At 45.7% G+C, this 17,655-nt stretch carries 20 protein-coding genes; 2 read left to right on the top strand and 18 right to left on the bottom strand.

Annotated elements, in window-relative coordinates; genetic code table 11:
- Positions 1-28 precede the first annotated feature (28 nt).
- From ACQW03_RS15855 to ACQW03_RS15785, 15 genes are all read right to left on the bottom strand, one after another.
- Positions 29-907: a nucleotidyltransferase-like protein gene (locus ACQW03_RS15855; protein ID WP_250270198.1), complete on the bottom strand. Its 879-nt coding sequence runs from the start codon at positions 905-907 to the stop codon at positions 29-31.
- A gap of 112 nt (positions 908-1,019) precedes the next feature.
- On the bottom strand, positions 1,020-2,738 hold the full coding sequence (locus ACQW03_RS15850; protein WP_441950543.1) for a glycosyl hydrolase family 18 protein: 1,719 nt from the start codon (positions 2,736-2,738) through the stop codon (positions 1,020-1,022).
- Between the two features lie 186 nt (positions 2,739-2,924).
- Entirely contained in the window at positions 2,925-3,356 is a 432-nt protein-coding gene (locus tag ACQW03_RS15845) for a Fur family transcriptional regulator (protein WP_013311903.1), read from the bottom strand.
- A 108-nt stretch (positions 3,357-3,464) separates the two neighbouring features.
- The gene (locus ACQW03_RS15840) at positions 3,465-4,868 is read right to left on the bottom strand and encodes a DUF4097 family beta strand repeat-containing protein (protein WP_441950541.1); all 1,404 of its coding nucleotides are present in this window, start codon (positions 4,866-4,868) and stop codon (positions 3,465-3,467) included.
- 7 nt (positions 4,869-4,875) lie between these two features.
- Positions 4,876-5,529, bottom strand: coding sequence for a hypothetical protein (locus ACQW03_RS15835; protein ID WP_441950539.1), 654 nt, complete (start codon positions 5,527-5,529; stop codon positions 4,876-4,878).
- Between the two features lie 82 nt (positions 5,530-5,611).
- Positions 5,612-6,325: an MgtC/SapB family protein gene (locus ACQW03_RS15830; RefSeq protein ID WP_441950537.1), complete on the bottom strand. Its 714-nt coding sequence runs from the start codon at positions 6,323-6,325 to the stop codon at positions 5,612-5,614.
- Positions 6,326-6,423: 98 nt separating this feature from the next.
- Positions 6,424-6,885 carry a GNAT family N-acetyltransferase gene (locus tag ACQW03_RS15825; RefSeq protein ID WP_076294267.1) on the bottom strand — a complete coding sequence of 154 codons (462 nt, stop codon included), beginning with the start codon at positions 6,883-6,885 and terminating at the stop codon, positions 6,424-6,426.
- A 130-nt stretch (positions 6,886-7,015) separates the two neighbouring features.
- On the bottom strand, positions 7,016-8,461 hold the full coding sequence (gene gatB / locus ACQW03_RS15820; protein WP_013311908.1) for an Asp-tRNA(Asn)/Glu-tRNA(Gln) amidotransferase subunit GatB: 1,446 nt from the start codon (positions 8,459-8,461) through the stop codon (positions 7,016-7,018).
- A gap of 26 nt (positions 8,462-8,487) precedes the next feature.
- Positions 8,488-9,945, bottom strand: a complete 1,458-nt coding sequence (gene gatA, locus ACQW03_RS15815) for an Asp-tRNA(Asn)/Glu-tRNA(Gln) amidotransferase subunit GatA (protein ID WP_023990257.1) — start codon at positions 9,943-9,945, stop codon at positions 8,488-8,490.
- A 27-nt stretch (positions 9,946-9,972) separates the two neighbouring features.
- Positions 9,973-10,260, bottom strand: a complete 288-nt coding sequence (gene gatC / locus ACQW03_RS15810; protein ID WP_013311910.1) for an Asp-tRNA(Asn)/Glu-tRNA(Gln) amidotransferase subunit GatC — start codon at positions 10,258-10,260, stop codon at positions 9,973-9,975.
- 368 nt (positions 10,261-10,628) lie between these two features.
- Positions 10,629-11,018, bottom strand: a complete 390-nt coding sequence (locus ACQW03_RS15805) for a hypothetical protein (RefSeq protein ID WP_013311911.1) — start codon at positions 11,016-11,018, stop codon at positions 10,629-10,631.
- An 80-nt stretch (positions 11,019-11,098) separates the two neighbouring features.
- The gene (locus ACQW03_RS15800; protein WP_061831453.1) at positions 11,099-11,308 is read right to left on the bottom strand and encodes a hypothetical protein; all 210 of its coding nucleotides are present in this window, start codon (positions 11,306-11,308) and stop codon (positions 11,099-11,101) included.
- Between the two features lie 243 nt (positions 11,309-11,551).
- Positions 11,552-12,181: an MBL fold metallo-hydrolase gene (locus tag ACQW03_RS15795; RefSeq protein WP_023990259.1), complete on the bottom strand. Its 630-nt coding sequence runs from the start codon at positions 12,179-12,181 to the stop codon at positions 11,552-11,554.
- Positions 12,182-12,184: 3 nt separating this feature from the next.
- Positions 12,185-12,754 carry a thioredoxin family protein gene (locus ACQW03_RS15790; protein ID WP_013311914.1) on the bottom strand — a complete coding sequence of 190 codons (570 nt, stop codon included), beginning with the start codon at positions 12,752-12,754 and terminating at the stop codon, positions 12,185-12,187.
- Between the two features lies 1 nt (position 12,755).
- On the bottom strand, positions 12,756-13,370 hold the full coding sequence (locus ACQW03_RS15785) for a DedA family protein (RefSeq protein WP_069290373.1): 615 nt from the start codon (positions 13,368-13,370) through the stop codon (positions 12,756-12,758).
- A gap of 144 nt (positions 13,371-13,514) precedes the next feature.
- Here ACQW03_RS15785 and ACQW03_RS15780 point away from each other — a divergent pair, with 144 nt between their 5' ends.
- Positions 13,515-13,838: a dehydrogenase gene (locus ACQW03_RS15780; protein ID WP_441950532.1), complete on the top strand. Its 324-nt coding sequence runs from the start codon at positions 13,515-13,517 to the stop codon at positions 13,836-13,838.
- 74 nt (positions 13,839-13,912) lie between these two features.
- Here ACQW03_RS15780 and ACQW03_RS15775 read toward each other — a convergent pair whose 3' ends face one another.
- Both ACQW03_RS15775 and ACQW03_RS15770 read right to left on the bottom strand, forming a co-directional pair.
- Complete coding sequence (locus ACQW03_RS15775; protein WP_071558262.1) at positions 13,913-15,127, bottom strand: class I SAM-dependent methyltransferase; 1,215 nt, start codon at positions 15,125-15,127, stop codon at positions 13,913-13,915.
- Positions 15,114-15,770 carry a DUF6483 family protein gene (locus ACQW03_RS15770; protein WP_071558261.1) on the bottom strand — a complete coding sequence of 219 codons (657 nt, stop codon included), beginning with the start codon at positions 15,768-15,770 and terminating at the stop codon, positions 15,114-15,116. Before ACQW03_RS15770 ends, ACQW03_RS15775 begins: the two co-directional genes overlap by 14 nt.
- Positions 15,771-16,167: 397 nt before the next feature.
- On the opposite strand from ACQW03_RS15770, the gene ACQW03_RS15765 reads away from it, so the two are divergent.
- Complete coding sequence (locus ACQW03_RS15765) at positions 16,168-16,734, top strand: pyridoxamine 5'-phosphate oxidase family protein (protein ID WP_441950529.1); 567 nt, start codon at positions 16,168-16,170, stop codon at positions 16,732-16,734.
- Between the two features lie 96 nt (positions 16,735-16,830).
- Here ACQW03_RS15765 and ACQW03_RS15760 read toward each other — a convergent pair whose 3' ends face one another.
- Positions 16,831-17,625 carry an alpha/beta fold hydrolase gene (locus ACQW03_RS15760; RefSeq protein WP_076294270.1) on the bottom strand — a complete coding sequence of 265 codons (795 nt, stop codon included), beginning with the start codon at positions 17,623-17,625 and terminating at the stop codon, positions 16,831-16,833.
- Between the last annotated feature and the right edge of the window lie 30 nt (positions 17,626-17,655).

Genomic DNA, 17,655 nt, shown 5'->3' with positions numbered 1-17,655 from the left:
TTCTTCCGGACAAATCAACCCCTGCACATCAAATAAGGGAGTAACGCAGTTCACGATTTTGTCCACGCTCCCTAAAATCCCCTGCGGCTGTTTCTCTAATAAGTGAACGATATACCAGTTTACGGAGCACGACGGTAAGATCCAATTGGAGATTCTTTAGCTCAGGATGGTTAATAAGTTCATTTATAGACCAAGGTTCCCGTCTGCTGCCTAATATACGGAATAGCGGAGATGAGCACTCCTCCATTTTTGACATAACTGAAAATTCACAAGCAAGCAGTACTAGTTCAACCCGTTGTTCCAAGGTTTCCGTACTTAATGTGAGTTCGTTATACAATTTGTCAATCGTTCGATCCAGTGGCTGTACCTGAACCCATAAGTGAATCTTTGGATAAATCCCCCGTTCAATGAGTTCAATAGATGCCCAATGATCCAATGCTTTCAGAACACTTTGATAAGCATCAATGATCCGCCCTTCTCGCACCGCTCTTTTACCATGAACGTAATTGACCAGAAAGCGGGAGAACTCATGAAATCGCTTCTGCTCCCGCAGTGGATCGTTAAAATCAACAATTTCCTGTCTTAAAAGACGGACCCTGTCATCCCGTTCCCAGACAATACGACCTTCTAGCACATAATCTATAATGTTGGCTTGTTCACCAGCGATAATCCATTCCTTCAGACAACTGAGCGTTGCGTACAACACTTGGCATCTTAATCCATTCATAAATAAGTGTTGAATAGAACGAACTGGCTTGGTGCCTTCTCCAATAATTAGAATGAGTTCATCAAAGTCATACAACATCGAACCGTGAAAATACTCTCCCGGCTTTCTGTACGAAATAACACCTATCGAATCTTCCTGCAACAATTCATCATACATCAGGTTTAATTTGGTTAGCTGCACTTCTCCCTCCATATCTGCAAGGCGGCTATGACCGCAAATTGGATATTTGGATACATGTGATCATTTCTACATAAATAAGAGACTTCCTTCTTCAATTGTATAAATTTTTATCTTATTCACTTATTTTTTTCAGTATTACCCAAGCGTGTGCATCAGCAAAAGTTCGATTCCACACACCAATTCCTCCGAGCTTCAGCGATTTGGCAAGTTCTACTCTTGCCTCCAGAGATACCTGATCCTCCAGCCAAATCTTTTTGACCACACCATCTTCTGTATACTCAACATAATTTTGACCTTCGGAAGCTCTAAACTTAGGCTTCAACTTAAATTTGTCTATGATATCCGCTGCTGCCTCCATACCAAGTGATTTGGAGGTGACTTTAATCTTCCCTTCTTTGGGAGTCTCGGACCACACGCGAGTATATAATGGAATACCTAAAACCACTTTTTGAGGCGGCACTTCATCTTCCTGAATAATTCGCTTAATTGACGCTTCCGTCCATGGTAGCGAGGCGACAGAACCAGCCTTTGGACTAGCCGCCCAATGTTCATCATATGCCATTACCATGAGGTAATCTGTGATGGTGCCTAATGATTTTCGATCTAAAAAAGCTGACCACATCTCACTTTGAGATTTAGGCGTTACATCAATGGACAGTATCAAATCGTGTTCCCGAGCCATCGGTTTAAGTTCCCGCAAAAATTGGGTGACATTTGGGCCATCCTTCGTATGAACATTTTCAAAGTCAATATTAATACCGTCCAGATCATTTTCTAGGGCTAGTGAAATCATCTGATCTACAATCGACTTTCGACGTTCAAAGGTGGACAAAGCTTCTGTTGTTAATTCGGGATTAAAGCTGTTGCTCAACAAGCCCCAAACCTCCATCCCCTTGCGATGTGCCCAACTGACATAGGCAGGATCTGCCTTGCTTTCTACAGTGCCTTCATGATCGACGACACTGAACCACGTAGGGCTCACCACGTTTACTCCAGGCATAGGATCAAACTTGGAAGGATCGGGCTTGCGATTATAGACAGCTTCCCAAGCGAGGTTTACCGATCTATCCTCCCAATGTTTTTCCGAGATGGACAAATCGTCCTTAACCGAAGGGATCACAAGCTCTTCTCCTTCAGCAACATGGTCTGACTTAATGTATCCCGCATAACCATTGTCTAACTGAACAAAATACCAATCGCCCTGTTTGGACCAAATACGCACCTTCGTCCGTTGAGATATATCTGTCAAAATGAAAGATAGGCTAGAGGCTTCTTTACGTAAGGCGATTCTAGCATCCTGTGAGCCATCCTTCTTTTCCACACTCCCCAGCCTGACCTTCTCTCCAGCCTTCATTAGGATGACAGCACCAGTCACAGGGTCTTCGTGTATAGAAACGCCGTATACTTCACGTACAGCCTCTATCGGGATATATACCTCTCCACTGATTACCTGAGGGGTTGCGCTCAGCGCATATGTTTTACCATTCAGTTCCCCTTGTGCCTTCGAAACCTTCATATGGAGCAGGTTTTGTCTCGTCGCCATAATGACGGTTTGGCTGTCATCCTCGTAGCGAACCGTAGGATCAATTTTACTTTGTACCAATTTAAGCGGCATCAGCATGTTCTTGCCGGAGCTCTGAGCTTCATACCCAGTCAACTTTCCCTGCATAAAAATAGGACGGACACTGCCCTGCCAATCGGGTTTCTCGTGAAGGGGATTACCAAACCATACGACAGTAATTGCACATATAATCGCTGCAAATAATAGCAAGCTTGCCGCTCCTTTGAATCGTGAACGTTTACGGCGGCGTCTGGAATGATTTCTGGCCAATATTGAACCTCCATTGTATGAACTTTGAATTTCCGTATTTTGTAACCTCAACAGATTACTTAAAACAAAAATAAAGTGATTTAAACAAAAAAACGCGGTAAATCCCCGCTTATGGGGAATTCCTCACGTTTCCAATCCATTACAATATATACATACCGCACAAAAAAACTTCTATTCCTTGTTTCGTTACGTTTGTTTGTTACTACAAGCTTTGCATACTCCGTGTAACTCCATACGATGTCCATGCACCTCGAAGCCTGTTTCCAACGCGGCATGGCGTTCCACATCGGCCAAATACGGATAACTGAAATCTTCAATCTTTCCGCATTTTTCGCAAATGATGTGATAGTGCTCCGAAATATTGGCATCATAACGACTGGCGTTATCTCCATAGGTCAACTCATGTACCATACCCGCTTCTATAAACATCTTTAAGTTATTATAAACCGTAGCCACACTCATACTTGGAAACTTGGACTCAAGCGCTCGATATATTTCATCTGCAGTCGGGTGCCCCATAGTTTCCATTAAATAGTTTAATATGGCATGACGCTGGGGTGTTATGCGTACACCTGTCTTCTTCAGAAGTTCCAAAGCATGCTGGACGCGTGCTGCCATATATGTCCACCGCCTTATCCCTTACTTACGATCCTATCAATTACCACGCATCTATTTACAATTCACTTCTAAACCTACTCACATTGTACGGTCTACTCAAGTTTCTTGTCAACGCGCCGCATTGTCACCGGATGTTCCTATAGAGGTATCTGTCTCAGAAGCTCCGGGTTCAGCCGGAGAGCTTTCAGATGTATCGGGCGCAGTCGTACCCCCGGAATCATCCAAGTCGGGTAACGACGGCAACAGTAACTTTTTAATGGTTAAATTACTGTTGCCCTCTACGTTGATCGCATACTTGCCTGTCCCGTTTTGGCCTGAAATACTTTTACTGTCTATTTTAAATGGAAAATCGGATTGAAGATTACCATAACTGCTTGAACCCTCTAACTGAAAATCTCCATTCGACGGAAGATCCAATACGATATCACCGACAGCACTGTATATTTTCCAATCTCCGCCTATCTGCTCGCTATGCACTTTGATAGAGCCATTAAGCGAATTTGCATTCAGCTTGGCTGTAGAATTCAGCACATTCATGTCGCCATTCTGAGTATCTACGGTGATGTCCCCTTCCGAACGAGCGAGCTGAATATCACCTACCATAGTGTGCAGTGTCACAGCTCCTTCAATATCGCCTGCTTGCATGTCGCCACGGTTCGTGCGCACATCCACATCTCCAGAAATCCGATGCAATTTAACCTGACCGTTCAGCGTGCCTCCCTTGACATTGCCGATAGCGTCATTAACGGTGAGATTTCCATTACCGCTCTCGAGCCGAATGCTGTCAATAGCATCAACTCCATTCAAGGAAATATTCCCGTTGGAGGTTCTAATCTGCACATTGAACCGCCGGTCCTCCGGCACGGTGATCAGCATGTTCACACGGGGCTGACGTTTGCTTGATGCTCCGTACGACTTTGCCTCCGGACGAATCTGGATAGTCTTGCCGTCGGTAGAAGTCAGTGAAGAAGCTTGAGCAATCTTGTCCGCTTCGGCAGCAGGCGCTTGATCCACCCATAGAGTCCCTCGTACCTCTATATTGGACACAGGCCGTCTGATCAGTGTTACATCACCATTAACCGAATCAACTACTAAATCGGACGTCTGCATAGTTACAGGTACCAGCATACCACCCATATCATACCGATTCTCTTTAGCCTGGCTAAAATCCATAGAGGCTGACGTCAGATTGAGACTGACCCGGTTCCACAGATACATATAATGATTTTGCTGGGTCACGATAAAAACCGAGGCTGCCACTACCAAAGCGGACAGAATCCCCTTTAAGTCAGGTCTGAATCGCCTTCCGTTGTCAGACTTGCCTTCTTTCCGATAGTACACGGCAAAAAAAATCAGATACTCCAGTCCCCAAAGCACAAAGATTACGGGCCACCAAACGAGGAGCTGAAGCATATATTCAGTATTTTGAAACACATCTACAATAAGCAAAATGCCTACAGCCATCAACAGAAGCGAAGAGGTGTAGCGCCCGACTCTTATTTTGCGGTGCACGCCAGCTTCACCCTCTTTCTTTCAACTTTTTACGCTTAAAGGTCAGAAGGGCTTCCCTTAGAAAAAGGAATAAACCGATCATCATTAATAAAATGGCCAGCGTAAGGAATCCATAATCCTCAAAGAAATTACTCAACCAGCGAGGTTTCATGCGAAACAAAATCATAAGCCCACCGCCAGCCACCATCAGCACAGCAAAAGCAAAGCCTCTCTCCCATGCATAAAAAGGACTACTTTGCTGGCCTCTAGCATCCATTCGTGCATAACGATCTGGCTTACGCCGATAACGAACCATGTAATCTGCTGACTGTAAGACATCATATACATTATAAAAATATAAAACGGGTATGAACAATCCAAGCAAAATAAGTAATGGAATGTTGATCCTCAAGCCGTCAGAGGAAACATACAACATCGCAAAAATATCTAGCAGGAGCAATACAATAAAACTAAGCCCCCTAATAAACAGCCCTAAAAAAAGATGTCCCAGTCCGGGTAACAATGCCGCCATGATAATAGCAATCACTTTGCGAAATTTAGCGTATTTTAGACGTTTCCCCTGTCTGGGCTGTTCCCGCTGTTCCGATGCTTGTAGCTGTCCAGCCTCTCCAGACGGTAACGGTTGTTCCGAGTTCATGCCATCCTCCCCTTTGAATCCCATGCGTGGCTCCGCTGAAAATACTTCGATGCTTACATAGTACCCCAATCGGATTTAAGAGTAACTGTTAAAAAAAGGTAGACCATTACTCAACGGAGACAGCAGCTATATCTTCCCATTGTCGTAAATCAGCTGCAATACGTACGGGATTAAAATCATGACGGGCCAGCACCTCTAGGGAAACCTCCATACTCTGCCGATCTGGGTGTAATTCGTGAAATGGGACATTTTCATGTTCTTTAATCATTATTTTACGTATTTCCACTTTTTCTTGCTCTAAATAAGTCGAAATCTGCTCTAGCAGTCCGTGAGAGGACAATCCGTACAATGTAATAAGATGACGCTTGCGTCCACGCATATACCGAAGTTCAACTTTGTTAAACACCCATAAATTTAAAAATACGAGCACTGTCGCCGCTATAGACGGGAAATAAAAGCCTGCTCCCACCCCAAGGCCAATAGCAGCCACGACCCAAATGGAAGCCGCAGTCGTTAGGCCGGTAATGGATTTACCTGTGAACATAATCGTCCCTGCACCCAAAAAGCCTACGCCAGTGATCACAGCCGTAGCCAAACGAGCGGGATCTATGCGTACATTAGCTTCTTTAATAAAATCGGCAAAGCCGTAAATGGAGAGTAGCATAATCAGCGTCGAGCCAAGGCTGACCATAATATGAGTCCTCAAACCAGCTGCGTGATTGGAACGTTCGCGTTCAAAGCCAATGAATCCACCGAGAAGCAAGGACAGTAAAAGCCGTAAAATGATATGTGAATCGTCTATAATCCACGGATTATTCATTCGAGTCTCTCCTCCCGGTTATGTCGTATTTCCCACTCCGGGTATGCGATTTGTGGGCTTATGTGCATTTTCAATGACAATTTAATGATATCTCAATGCTATTCCACCTTATGCAGATGGTAGGTGGTTAATTCCACGCCTGGAGCGACTTCGGCCGCAGATACGGGGCGAAAGCCATGTTTTCGATATAATGTCACCGCAGGAGTATTTAAAGTTCCTGTAGAGACGATAAACAAAGGGATATTTTGATATTCATTCAAAACATGCTTCATTAAAGAGTCTCCAATGCCTTTACGAAAATGATCCGGGTGAACCATCATGCGTGTAAGGGTAAGCGAATCGGGCGACTCAGACTGCACAGCCAGTGCTCCTAGCAATTCACCGTCCTCCAGCCACCCATAAAAAGACTCTCCACAGCTTCTCAGCGTATCCAATGTATCCATCAGTGGAGGAATCTCATCAAACCCAATCAGCTCTGCCTCCAACCTATAGGCAACGTGCTGTAGACGCCATATCTGACTGACGATATCATCATCTTGCAATGAACATAGGGTAACCATGCTGTTTTCCCTCCTAAGGAAACTCATAAAATGCCATCAGGATTCTAAAGCTTGTTCGCGCTAACCGTTCTCAGCGTCTATGCAAAAGGGGCCTGTCCCTAAAAGACAAGCCCCTGTCAAATCTATGCCATTAGCGGTTCAGCACTTCCGTCAGCAACTTATTAGCAAGGCCAGGGTTTGCCTTCCCCTTGCTCTCCTTCATCACTTGACCGACTAGGAAGCCGATGGCCTTTTGCTTGCCAGCTTTGTAATCTTCGACCGATTGCGGGTTAGCTGCTACAACTTGTTCGACAATCGTCAGGATTGCACCCTCATCACTGATTTGTACAAGCCCTTTTTCTTCAACAATTTGCTGTGGCAGTTTATCACTTTCCAGCATTTCCTTGAAGACCGTTTTAGCGATTTTGCTATTGATCGTTCCCTTCTCCAGCAGTCCGATCATTTCACCCAAGCCCCGTCCGGTCAATTTAACCTGCGATAGCTCCACACCGGCACTGTTCAAATAACCGAGTAAATCCCCCATAATCCAGTTGGATACTGCTTTGGCATCCTTAGTGAATTGAAGGCTATCCTCGAACAAATCGGCCAATGGCTTGGAGGACGTAATCACCTGGGCATCATACTCAGGTAATCCATATTCCGAAGTGTAGCGTGCTTTACGCTGGTCAGGCAATTCAGGAATCGAAGCACGGATGCGTTCTTTCCATTCCTCATCTATATGCAGTGTAACAAGATCCGGGTCCGGGAAATAACGATAGTCATGAGCCTGTTCCTTACCACGCATGGATAAAGTTTTACCTTGCGCTTCATCCCAACGACGTGTCTCCTGTACAATCGTTCCGCCTTCGTCCAGCGTCTGTTCCTGCCGGAACTGTTCATATTCCAGTCCACGCTGTACGCCACGGAAGGAGTTCATATTTTTCAGTTCCGCTTTAGTTCCCAGCTCTTTTTGTCCATGCGGACGAAGACTGATATTCGCGTCGCAGCGGAGTGATCCTTCCTCCATCTTCACATCGGATACGTCACAATACTGCATAATGGCACGTATTTTTTCCAGATAGGCCTTGGCTTCTTCCGGCGAAGATATTTCCGGCTCCGAAACGATTTCGACCAATGGTGTACCGACCCGGTTAAAATCGACCAAAGACGCATAGCCACCATCAACATGGGTTAATTTCCCTGCGTCCTCTTCCAGATGCAGTCGGGTAATACCGATACGCTTTGTCTCACCATTCACTTCAATATCAATCCAGCCATTTTCGCCAATGGGTTGATCGTATTGTGAGATTTGGTAAGCCTTAGGTGAATCGGGGTAAAAATAGTTCTTGCGGTCAAACTTGCTCACATCAGCAATGGTGCAATTCAGCGCCATTGCTGCTTTCATCGCATAATCAACGGCCTGACGGTTCAATACCGGCAGCACCCCTGGATGACCGAGACAGACCGGACATGTATGAGAGTTGGGTGGTGCTCCGAAGGAAGTTGAGCATCCACAAAATATTTTAGACTTCGTGTGCAATTCCACGTGCACTTCAAGTCCGATGACCGTCTCATACTTGGATGTAGTTGTAGACATGAATAGGTTCCCTCCTTTTTGGCAAATTACAGCTGCGGACGCTGCTTGTGAAATTCGGTATTTTGTTCAAAAGCATGAGCTACGCGTAGCACGGAAGACTCGTCAAAGGCTTTTCCGATAATTTGTAGTCCGACTGGCATTCCATCCGCAAGACCACACGGAATGCTGATGGCTGGCACACCAGCCAAACTTACCGGAATCGTCAAAATATCGTTCAAATACATTGTTAATGGATCGTCCACTTGCGAGCCGATTTTGAAAGCAGTTGTCGGTGCAGTAGGTCCGATAATCACATCATATTGTTCAAATACACGATCAAAATCCTGTTTAATCAGTGTGCGCACTTTTTGAGCTTTCAAATAATAAGCATCGTAGTACCCGGAGCTGAGTGCATAGGTACCCAGCATAATTCGACGCTTCACCTCGGGACCAAAACCCTGCGTGCGGGACTGATGGTATAGATCAAGCAGGTTGTCCGGATTGTCAGAACGCACACCATAGCGCACGCCGTCAAAACGGGCCAGATTGGATGACGCTTCGGATGAAGCCAGCAGATAATATGTAGCTACCGCATATTCTGTGTGAGGGAGAGACACTTCTTCCCATACAGCACCCAGTCCTTCCAGCGTTTTCAGTGCATCCAGCACCTTTTCCTTGACCTGAGGATCGACGCCCTCACCAAGATACTCTTTAGGCACAGCGATACGAAGTCCTTTTACATCCCCGGTTAAAGCGTTCAAATAATCAGGAATGTCTACCTTTGCAGAAGTGGAGTCCTTCTGGTCATAACCTGCAATGGCTTGCAGGACATAGGCCGAATCCTGAACATTTTTAGTAATGGGTCCAATTTGGTCTAAAGAGGAGGCAAAAGCCACCAGTCCAAAACGGGATACTAGACCATAGGTTGGTTTCAGGCCAACTACACCGCAGTAAGAAGCGGGCTGGCGAATGGAACCACCTGTATCCGAACCAAGCGTGAAATAAGCCTCACCCGCTGCAACAGCCGCAGCCGAGCCGCCACTGGAACCGCCGGGAACACGTTCTAAATCCCAAGGGTTACGTGCAGGGAAAAAGCTGGAGTTCTCGTTAGAGCCGCCCATGGCGAATTCGTCCATGTTCATTTTACCGAGTGTCACAGTTTGCGCTGCGCGCAACTTGCTAACAACTGTGGCATCGTAAACGGGATCAAAATTTTTCAAAAACTGACTGCCACATGTTGTACGCAGCCCTTCTGTCACAATATTATCCTTAATACCAACCGGCAGACCAAACAACAACCCTCTTTCCTCTCCGGAAATCAGCTGATCATCCAGCTGACGTGCGGATGCACGGGCCTGTTCCTCGTCAACGGTAATATAAGCTCTGATCTTGTCTTCCCGCGCACCAATTGTCTCCAGAGCGTGTCCCACCAGATCACTCACGGAAATTTCCTTTTGATGCAGCTTGTTATGTATCTCGGGCAATGTGTTATTGAACAAGCTCAATTTGCATCCTCCTTTCAAATATGAGATCTATTCCAGAACAGCAGGAACCTTAAACTGTCCGTCTTCTTCTTCAGGTGCATTGCGCATCACTTGCTCATGTGTCAAACTTTCGCGAACTTCGTCGTCTCGCATGACATTGCTGACGTGCAGCACATGAGTGGTCGGTTTTACCTGCTCCGTATCCAGCTCATTCAGCTTCTCCGCATAATGGAGAATGGCGTTTAATTGTCCTGTCATCGTTTCTTCCTCAGCCGCGGTCAGATTCAACCTGGACAGCTTGGCTACGTGACGGACATCTTCCGTAGAAATGTTCATACAAAACCCTCCTCATGTATATGAGGATTTTGCAAAAAATCCAATAAGCGACCTCCAATGAGCAAGATATAGATCAAAATGGTTTAGTTCATCTATATCTTGCACTTCGGAGCAACTGGAATCGAATTTTGCAAAATCCTGATATTAAAAAATGCTGCACCGAACTTCGAAATAACGTTTTTAATTATAGGATAGAACCCTTTACAATTCAATCTTTGACGCGGTACAGAAGCAAACTGTACATCAATGAGGTAAATGTTGCTAAAAGAATATAAAAAAAGCACCTCTCGGTGCTCTTTCGAGAAAACTATAGGAGCTGAGATTGTGCCCATTATATATTTTTAAAAAGAGTCGGCAGTAGCCGACTCCTATATCCAAGCACGCAAATTGACTTGTCTGATAAAATCAGCCTGTGACAACAACTCTGCCGCGGTTTCTTCTTCCTCTTCAGTCTCTACCGAATCAAGACCACCGTTCATTACATGCTTGAACAGTTTCTCATTATGAGTAGCAAGGGCGTAATCTATCAGCGCTTCACGCTCAATCCGCTCGGCTTCCAGCTTGAGAATACTCTCTTCCAGCTCGATGTCCCCGGATGGTACAAAAAAATTGCGGTTCACCTTCGGTACGCGAATGACATAGTCAAAAGCATTGTCCGCATTACGGTCGTAAGCAATGATATAACCATGTTCGCCCACAGGAAGATTCTGCTCAAAAGCATCCGCGACGATCATAATTCTAGCTCCTAAATGATGCATCGTTAGCCCCCCCGTTTGTCTGAACTTATCTGCTAAGTCTACTAAAAAAAAAGTAGCTTGTCTATATCATCTATGTATCTTCATAATCGACCGTCTCCACGTCCCAGCCTGTGTTCATTCAGCCTCACATGCCAGTTTTGTGAAGGGATTCCGCCCCGTCGTTTCACCTTTTTCCAAGTTATGATCTTCGGCTCGGAACCTACCACAGAATCTTCAATATCTATTATATTGGGAACACGGAAACTACCTCCAATCTCACGTTGTACCCCGTATATATGTTTTCTTTTCATTCTTGCTCCCCCTTGTGATCTGACGGCCTCATGCCTCTTTATCCTCTTAATGGGCAAAAAAAAGAACGCAAACCGGGATTCATCCACAGCTTGCGTGCTTCGCGAGTTTAGTATGTAACTTTAATAAATTTATGTTAACAAAAATAAAAACCTTTGTCTATACATAATTTATAATTTGTTGTCGAAATGGGGCAAAACCTGTCATACCTTTGATTTTGCCCCTACAGAAAACGTTTATCACATTTACCGGATATACGGATTATTAGCTTTCTCATAACCGATGGACGTTTTGGGACCGTGACCGGAATAGACTGTAACGTCATCTCCGAGCGGAAACAATTTGTTCTGAATAGAATCGTATAGATCCCGTTCCCGGCCACCCGTCAGATCCGTGCGTCCGACGCCCTGACGGAATAGCACGTCCCCGGAAAAAAGATCTTTGCCGCACAAAAAGCTGACACTTCCGGGTGAATGGCCCGGTGTATGGAAAACCCGGAACGTGTGCCCGATCAGGTTCAATTGCTGACCTTCTGCCAAATCATATTCGGCGGGTTCTGTCGAGATCGGAGGGGATGCCTCTGGCCACATCAAGGAACCATTCAGCTTAGGAGATGTGAGCCAGTCTTGCTCCAAGGCGTGCAGATAAACCGGGCAGCCTTTGGTATTGCGAATCTCCTCTACTCCACCGATATGGTCAAAATGGGCATGAGTCAGCAGGATAGCTTCAATGGTCAGTGGCTCGATAGCTCTAAGCAAAGGACCCGGATTCATCCCCGGATCAATAATAACGGCGCGCTGCGGATCATCCCCTTGAAGCAAATAAGCATTTGTTTGGAGAGGACCGAGATTAAAGCTGCGAATAGATAACGTCATAAGTTAAAATCCTGAGATCAGCTCGCGTAATTCCTGAACAATCACAGGATGGACCTCGGTTCCCTCCCCATATTTTTCAGCCATTTCTTTACGAGCAACTGCGATTTTTTCTTGATAATCATCAGCTTCCCGATCTGGGTTTTCACGTTTGAATCCGATCATAATTTGTTGGACATGTGCAGGGCGTGGTCCCCAGTGGCCAAGTACGTGACCTCCTGTATCCGCAAAAATCACAATCGGAACAGCACGTCCGCCCATTGTCAGGAAGTCATCCATCAGCGCCTGATGGTTTTCCAAGATTAATACTTCGGTCGGAATCCCGCTATTCTCCAGCGCGCGGAACACAACTGGCACATTGCGCACCACATCCCCACACCAGTCGGCAGCCAAAATAAGCACACGCAGATCATCCCGATGGTTCAAGCTTTCAAAATACTCTCGATCCTCTTCGCGATTCCACACAAACTGATCGTACCCAGAGCGGAAGGCTTCTTTGTTCTTTTCCATGCCCTCCATAAACTGTTCAGGGCTTAAGCCCTTTCCGAAGTATTGCGATACATTAGTACGGCTCATGTTATACACTTCCTTTTTTGTTTTTGGACAAAATCCATTTGATAACAAAATAAATGATCAAGAGTGCAAGGGCAACCAGCAAAATCGGTTTGATGTAAGGCGCTGCCACTTCGTCAATTTGCTCCCACTTGTCTCCTAGCAGCATACCTAAATATATAAACAAAACAGACCAAGGTATAATCGCTAGCGTTGTCAAAATAATAAAGCGCCATACGTTCATTCGAGCCAACCCGGCAGGGATTGAGATGGCATGACGCACAACAGGAATAAAGCGAGCTGTGAAAATGACCCCTGTGCCGTATTTGTTAAACCAGGCTTCAGCATGGTCGACATGACTTTTTTTGATAAGTATGTATTTCCCATACTTATCTAATACCGGTCTGCCGCCATAGCGCCCAATCCAGTAAATGAACAACTGGGCCAGCACCCCGCCAATCGTTCCAAAAACGACTGCGCCAAAAAAATTAATATGACCCGAGGATACCAAAAAGCCACCATAAGCGAGGACAATTTCGCTTGGAATGACCTCAACCATCAAGCCTAGCATAATACCAAAATACCCAAGACTACGAATGATCTCAAACAAATAATTAATGATACTAGATATTTGGTCCATCTCTCTTCCCACTCCCTGCCTGCTTCTCTATTTTCATTAGTGTATCACAGCGGCAGAACAAGTCGCCACTTCGCCCAAATAGGGAGGTCAGTGACCCCGCCCCCTCTGCCCGCATAAGTTGAGAGAGAGAGGAGGGGGTACAATATGCCTCCCGGCAAATTCCCCAAACATGACAATTCACAATCCCGTTTACCCACAGCTCGTGGTATCCGCCGCGCATGTATCAAAGAGTTGTATCGAACCTGCAAACGTCTGCCTGTTCACATTGCTCCTGATCTGGTCAAGCAGGGCGAGGACCTATACTGCCGCAAGGTCGTCGGACACCTTATCTGGATTGCGGAAAACCATAGTAACCGCAAACTACTATGTGACTGGTGGGACGAAGATGTCAGCGAGGAACTCGCGGCATTGTGGAAGGTGGATCGCGATGTTTTGTGCACCGCTTTTAGAAGTGCCTATGGCGGATAGATGTTTGCGTACTGCAACTGTGAACTACAAAAAAAGTGGAGCCACCCCGCAGTGGCTCCACTTTTACTATATTCCTAGCTGTGTGTCTGCTTCTTCCCCGCTCCTTCGGGAAGCAAATCCGCACAAGCGCGTTCTAAATAAGGATTAGCATGAATAAAATCCCGAAATGCTGTATATTCACGCCACAGAACGGATTGTTCTCCCGCTTGCCCTTTGACGGCACGAATCAGAATATTTTTAGGTGTATGCTCCATGTCGATAAATTCCAACAGCTGTGTCCGATATCCCATCATATCCAGCAGTTTGGCCCGGATTCCATCCGTTGCCAGTGCTGAAAAACGCTCCTTTAAAATACCATGGGAAAGCAACGGCTCCAATACCGGATTTTCCAGTTGGCTGAACAGCTCATGCTGGCAACACGGAACCGACAAAATGACGGAAGCTCCCCAGCGGACGGCCTTTTCCAGCGCCGCATCCGTTGCTGTATCACAAGCGTGCAAGGTAACAACCATATCCACCTGTTCCAGTTCGTTATAGTCTGCGATATCACCGACCAGAAACTCCAACTGTCGATATTGCAGCTTTTGAGCCAGAACATTACAGGTTTCAATGACATCTGCCTTCAAGTCCAAACCAACGATCTGCAATGGTCGCTTTTGCTGTACAGCCAAATAGTGATACAGCGCAAAGGTCAAATACGATTTGCCACAGCCAAAATCCACAATCGTCAATGGGCGGCCTACCGGAAGGCTAGGCAATACATCCTGCACCATTTCGAGAAACCGATTAATTTGACGAAACTTATCATACTTGCGGGCCAGTACCTTACCATCCTCATTCATTATCCCCAGCTCAATCAGGAAAGGAATTCGTTCCCCTTCTTCGAGCACATATTGCTTTTTGCGATTATGAGACAGGTCGGCTTTACTTTTGCTCGGTGACTTTGTCAGAATGGATACTTTATATTTTTTACTGATCAGCACTTGGTAGTCTGCATCCTTGGCGCATAAAAGTCCTTGGCGGAACGTATCCTCAAACAAGGCAGTCATACGCTCATTAGCTTCGTCAGGGGTCAGATTTTCATGAATGACTTTGTTGCTATAATGAAAAGCAAACTGGTAATGCAGCTTGTTTTTCAATTCTACAGGTTTGATTTGCACTTTAGTAAAAGAAGCATCCTCCCGTTTGCGAAGCTGACTCAGCGTCGCTGTTATGAGGGATCCTCCCGTGGTCAATTGGTATATAAGTTCGCGCAGTGAATCCAAAAGGTACATCTCACTTTCTTTCATGTAATTGGGTGATCTCAGTCAAACCCTCGGTGACTTCCTGGCGTGAAATTCCACCCAGCTCCAGCTCTGCATTGGTCTTATCCAGTAATTGACTATAAAACGTCTCCGCTTCCGCTAGCAGCTCTGGCTGCTCCCATGCCAATCCAAACCAGACATCGGCGGCTTCGTCCAGCCTGTTTTCCCGCTCGTAATGAACAGCCAACAGCTTGCTGGTTTCAGGGGGAAGCTCATATTCATGCACCAGTTGCACGATACACGCTATTCGTTCAGGCAGGACCTGCAGATTACGAGTCGCGCCATTCAAATCGCTGTACAAATATAAATGAAGAGATTTCATCAAGATTCGTATGCCCTCGTCTGTTCTACTGGTTTCCAGGTAAATCACGGCTTCTTCCTCTAAAATGCGAGCCACCTGTTGGAGCTTGTCTGCTTCAATTCCAGGGCCCAATCGGAAAAGCTCAATAATTTGTTCCGGCGGCAATCGTCTGAGCAGATCTGAACGAAGACGAAACTGCTTGTTGAGCAGGTCATCTAGCTGTTGTAGCGCTTCGACGTGTTTATTTTCACGCCTTAGACCGAGCACCGATGCTACTGCGGATGTCAATTCTTCCATCATACTGAGCAAATAATCTTTTCTAAGCAAGCCGTTCCCTTCCTTTCATCCCAATGCCTAGACAACCAGAAACTCTGTCTTCTGATTGTATGACATCCTTGTCTAAAAGCCAAATGCCCCACCATGCAGAAATACCACTTGTAACCTTCACCCTCAGTTAATAACCTCAATGATCAGGTAGTCAGAATGCTCATGTATGGCAGTGAAATTCCTACGGTACAGTACTTTGTAGCAAATCATGTGAATAGCGAATGACGACTTTTTTTAAAATCAATATTGCTTCTTTGTTAGTGTCGTGATATTTTTGTTTCATACGAAACAAAAATATAATCAGTATATTTAAACATTTCATAAAAGAATTCATAGTAGTTATTTTCCTTAGAAACAAAATTTATATGAATGTTTTTGTGAGAAAGGATGATGGAGTTTGGGTAAACAATTTAGCTCGATATTACCGGAACATCAAGAGTTTATACAGCGGCAGTACATTTTCTTTGTAGGATCAGCACCGCTATCCAAGACAGGGCATGTTAACCTTTCCCCCAAGGGATATGATTCCTTTCGTATTCTATCGGCCCAGAGGGTAGCCTATCTCGACTTGGCGGGAAGCGGCAACGAGACAAGCGCCCACATTATCGAGAACGGACGGGTAACAATCATGTTTTGTGCATTTGAGGGCGCTCCCAGTGTATTAAAGCTCTATGGCACTGGTACAGTCGCGCTGCCTGATACTAAGCAATGGAATGAGCTGTACCCACTCTTCAATCCGCTTCCCGGTGCAAGACAAATCATGGTTGTGGACGTTCACATGGTGCAGAATTCATGTGGTTTTGCGGTTCCCTTCATGACATACGAGAACGAACGGGAAAAGCTGAAGGAAGTCTCGATTCAGATGGGAGAAGAAGCACTTAAAAAGTATGCCTATGAGAAAAATTTGGAGAGTATTGACGGTTTGCCGACAGCGTTTGCCTTTAACAAAAGCAACATAAATTAGACACCTTACACACCTTAAAATAATTGACTACACAAAAAAACCGGGACCTTCTGATTATCGCCTCAGACGGTTCCGGTTTTTTGGGCTTCCCTTAGTCTATTTTTTCAAGTTCTGCTCTAAAAATGTCAAGATAGCGTTCGCTAATAACTCCGGTGCTTCGAACAGGCTCATGTGACCTGCTTCCGGTAGGGTAACCTGAGTTACTCCGGCCCGATCTGTTGTAAACGTCCGCGCTGGAGGAACCGCCTGATCCTGCTCACCCGCTACTAAAAGGGCTGGCAATGCAGAAGCCGACAATACATCCCGACGATCAGTACGCTCGCGCATAGCCAGTGATGCTCCTACGGCTCCTTGTGGTGGTGTTTTGTAGCCAATTTCTTTGACTTTCAGTAATTGGGTGGACATCGACTCCACATGATCAGGAGCAAATAGCCCCGGTACAAGTCCATCTACAAAGGTCGTAATCCCCTCCGTTTGGATGGTGGATACAGCCTTATTCCGCTTTTCTTTACCTTCGTCCGTATCTGCATAAGCTGTGGAATGAATCAGTCCAAAGGCTGTAAGGCGCTCTGCATGTCTCTGCACTGCCGAAAGGGCTAGATAGCCTCCTAGGGAGTGACCAAACCAGGCAGCCTGAGGGATGTCCAATTGTTCTTGAAGTTTAAGCACATCATCCGCCATTTGATCAATAGTATAGGCTCCTAGTGGAGCATCGCTGCGTCCGTGTCCACGCAAGTCTGGAACAATACAACGATAGCTTGGGGATAGCAATGGAACAACCTCATCCCAGTAGGAGGAGCTTCCGCAAAATCCGTGCAATAAAATGATCGGATCTCCTTTTCCCTGTTCGGCATAGCAGATCGTCGTTCCTTCGCATAATACCTTTTCCATATGGAACCCTTCCTTCTCTGTATATAATCT

Source organism: Paenibacillus sp. DRB1-1 (genome assembly GCF_052119485.1).
Taxonomy (GTDB): domain Bacteria; phylum Bacillota; class Bacilli; order Paenibacillales; family Paenibacillaceae; genus Paenibacillus; species Paenibacillus polymyxa_B.
Note: the sequence above shows the minus strand (reverse complement) of the source record. Positions and strands in the feature narration are given on the sequence as shown.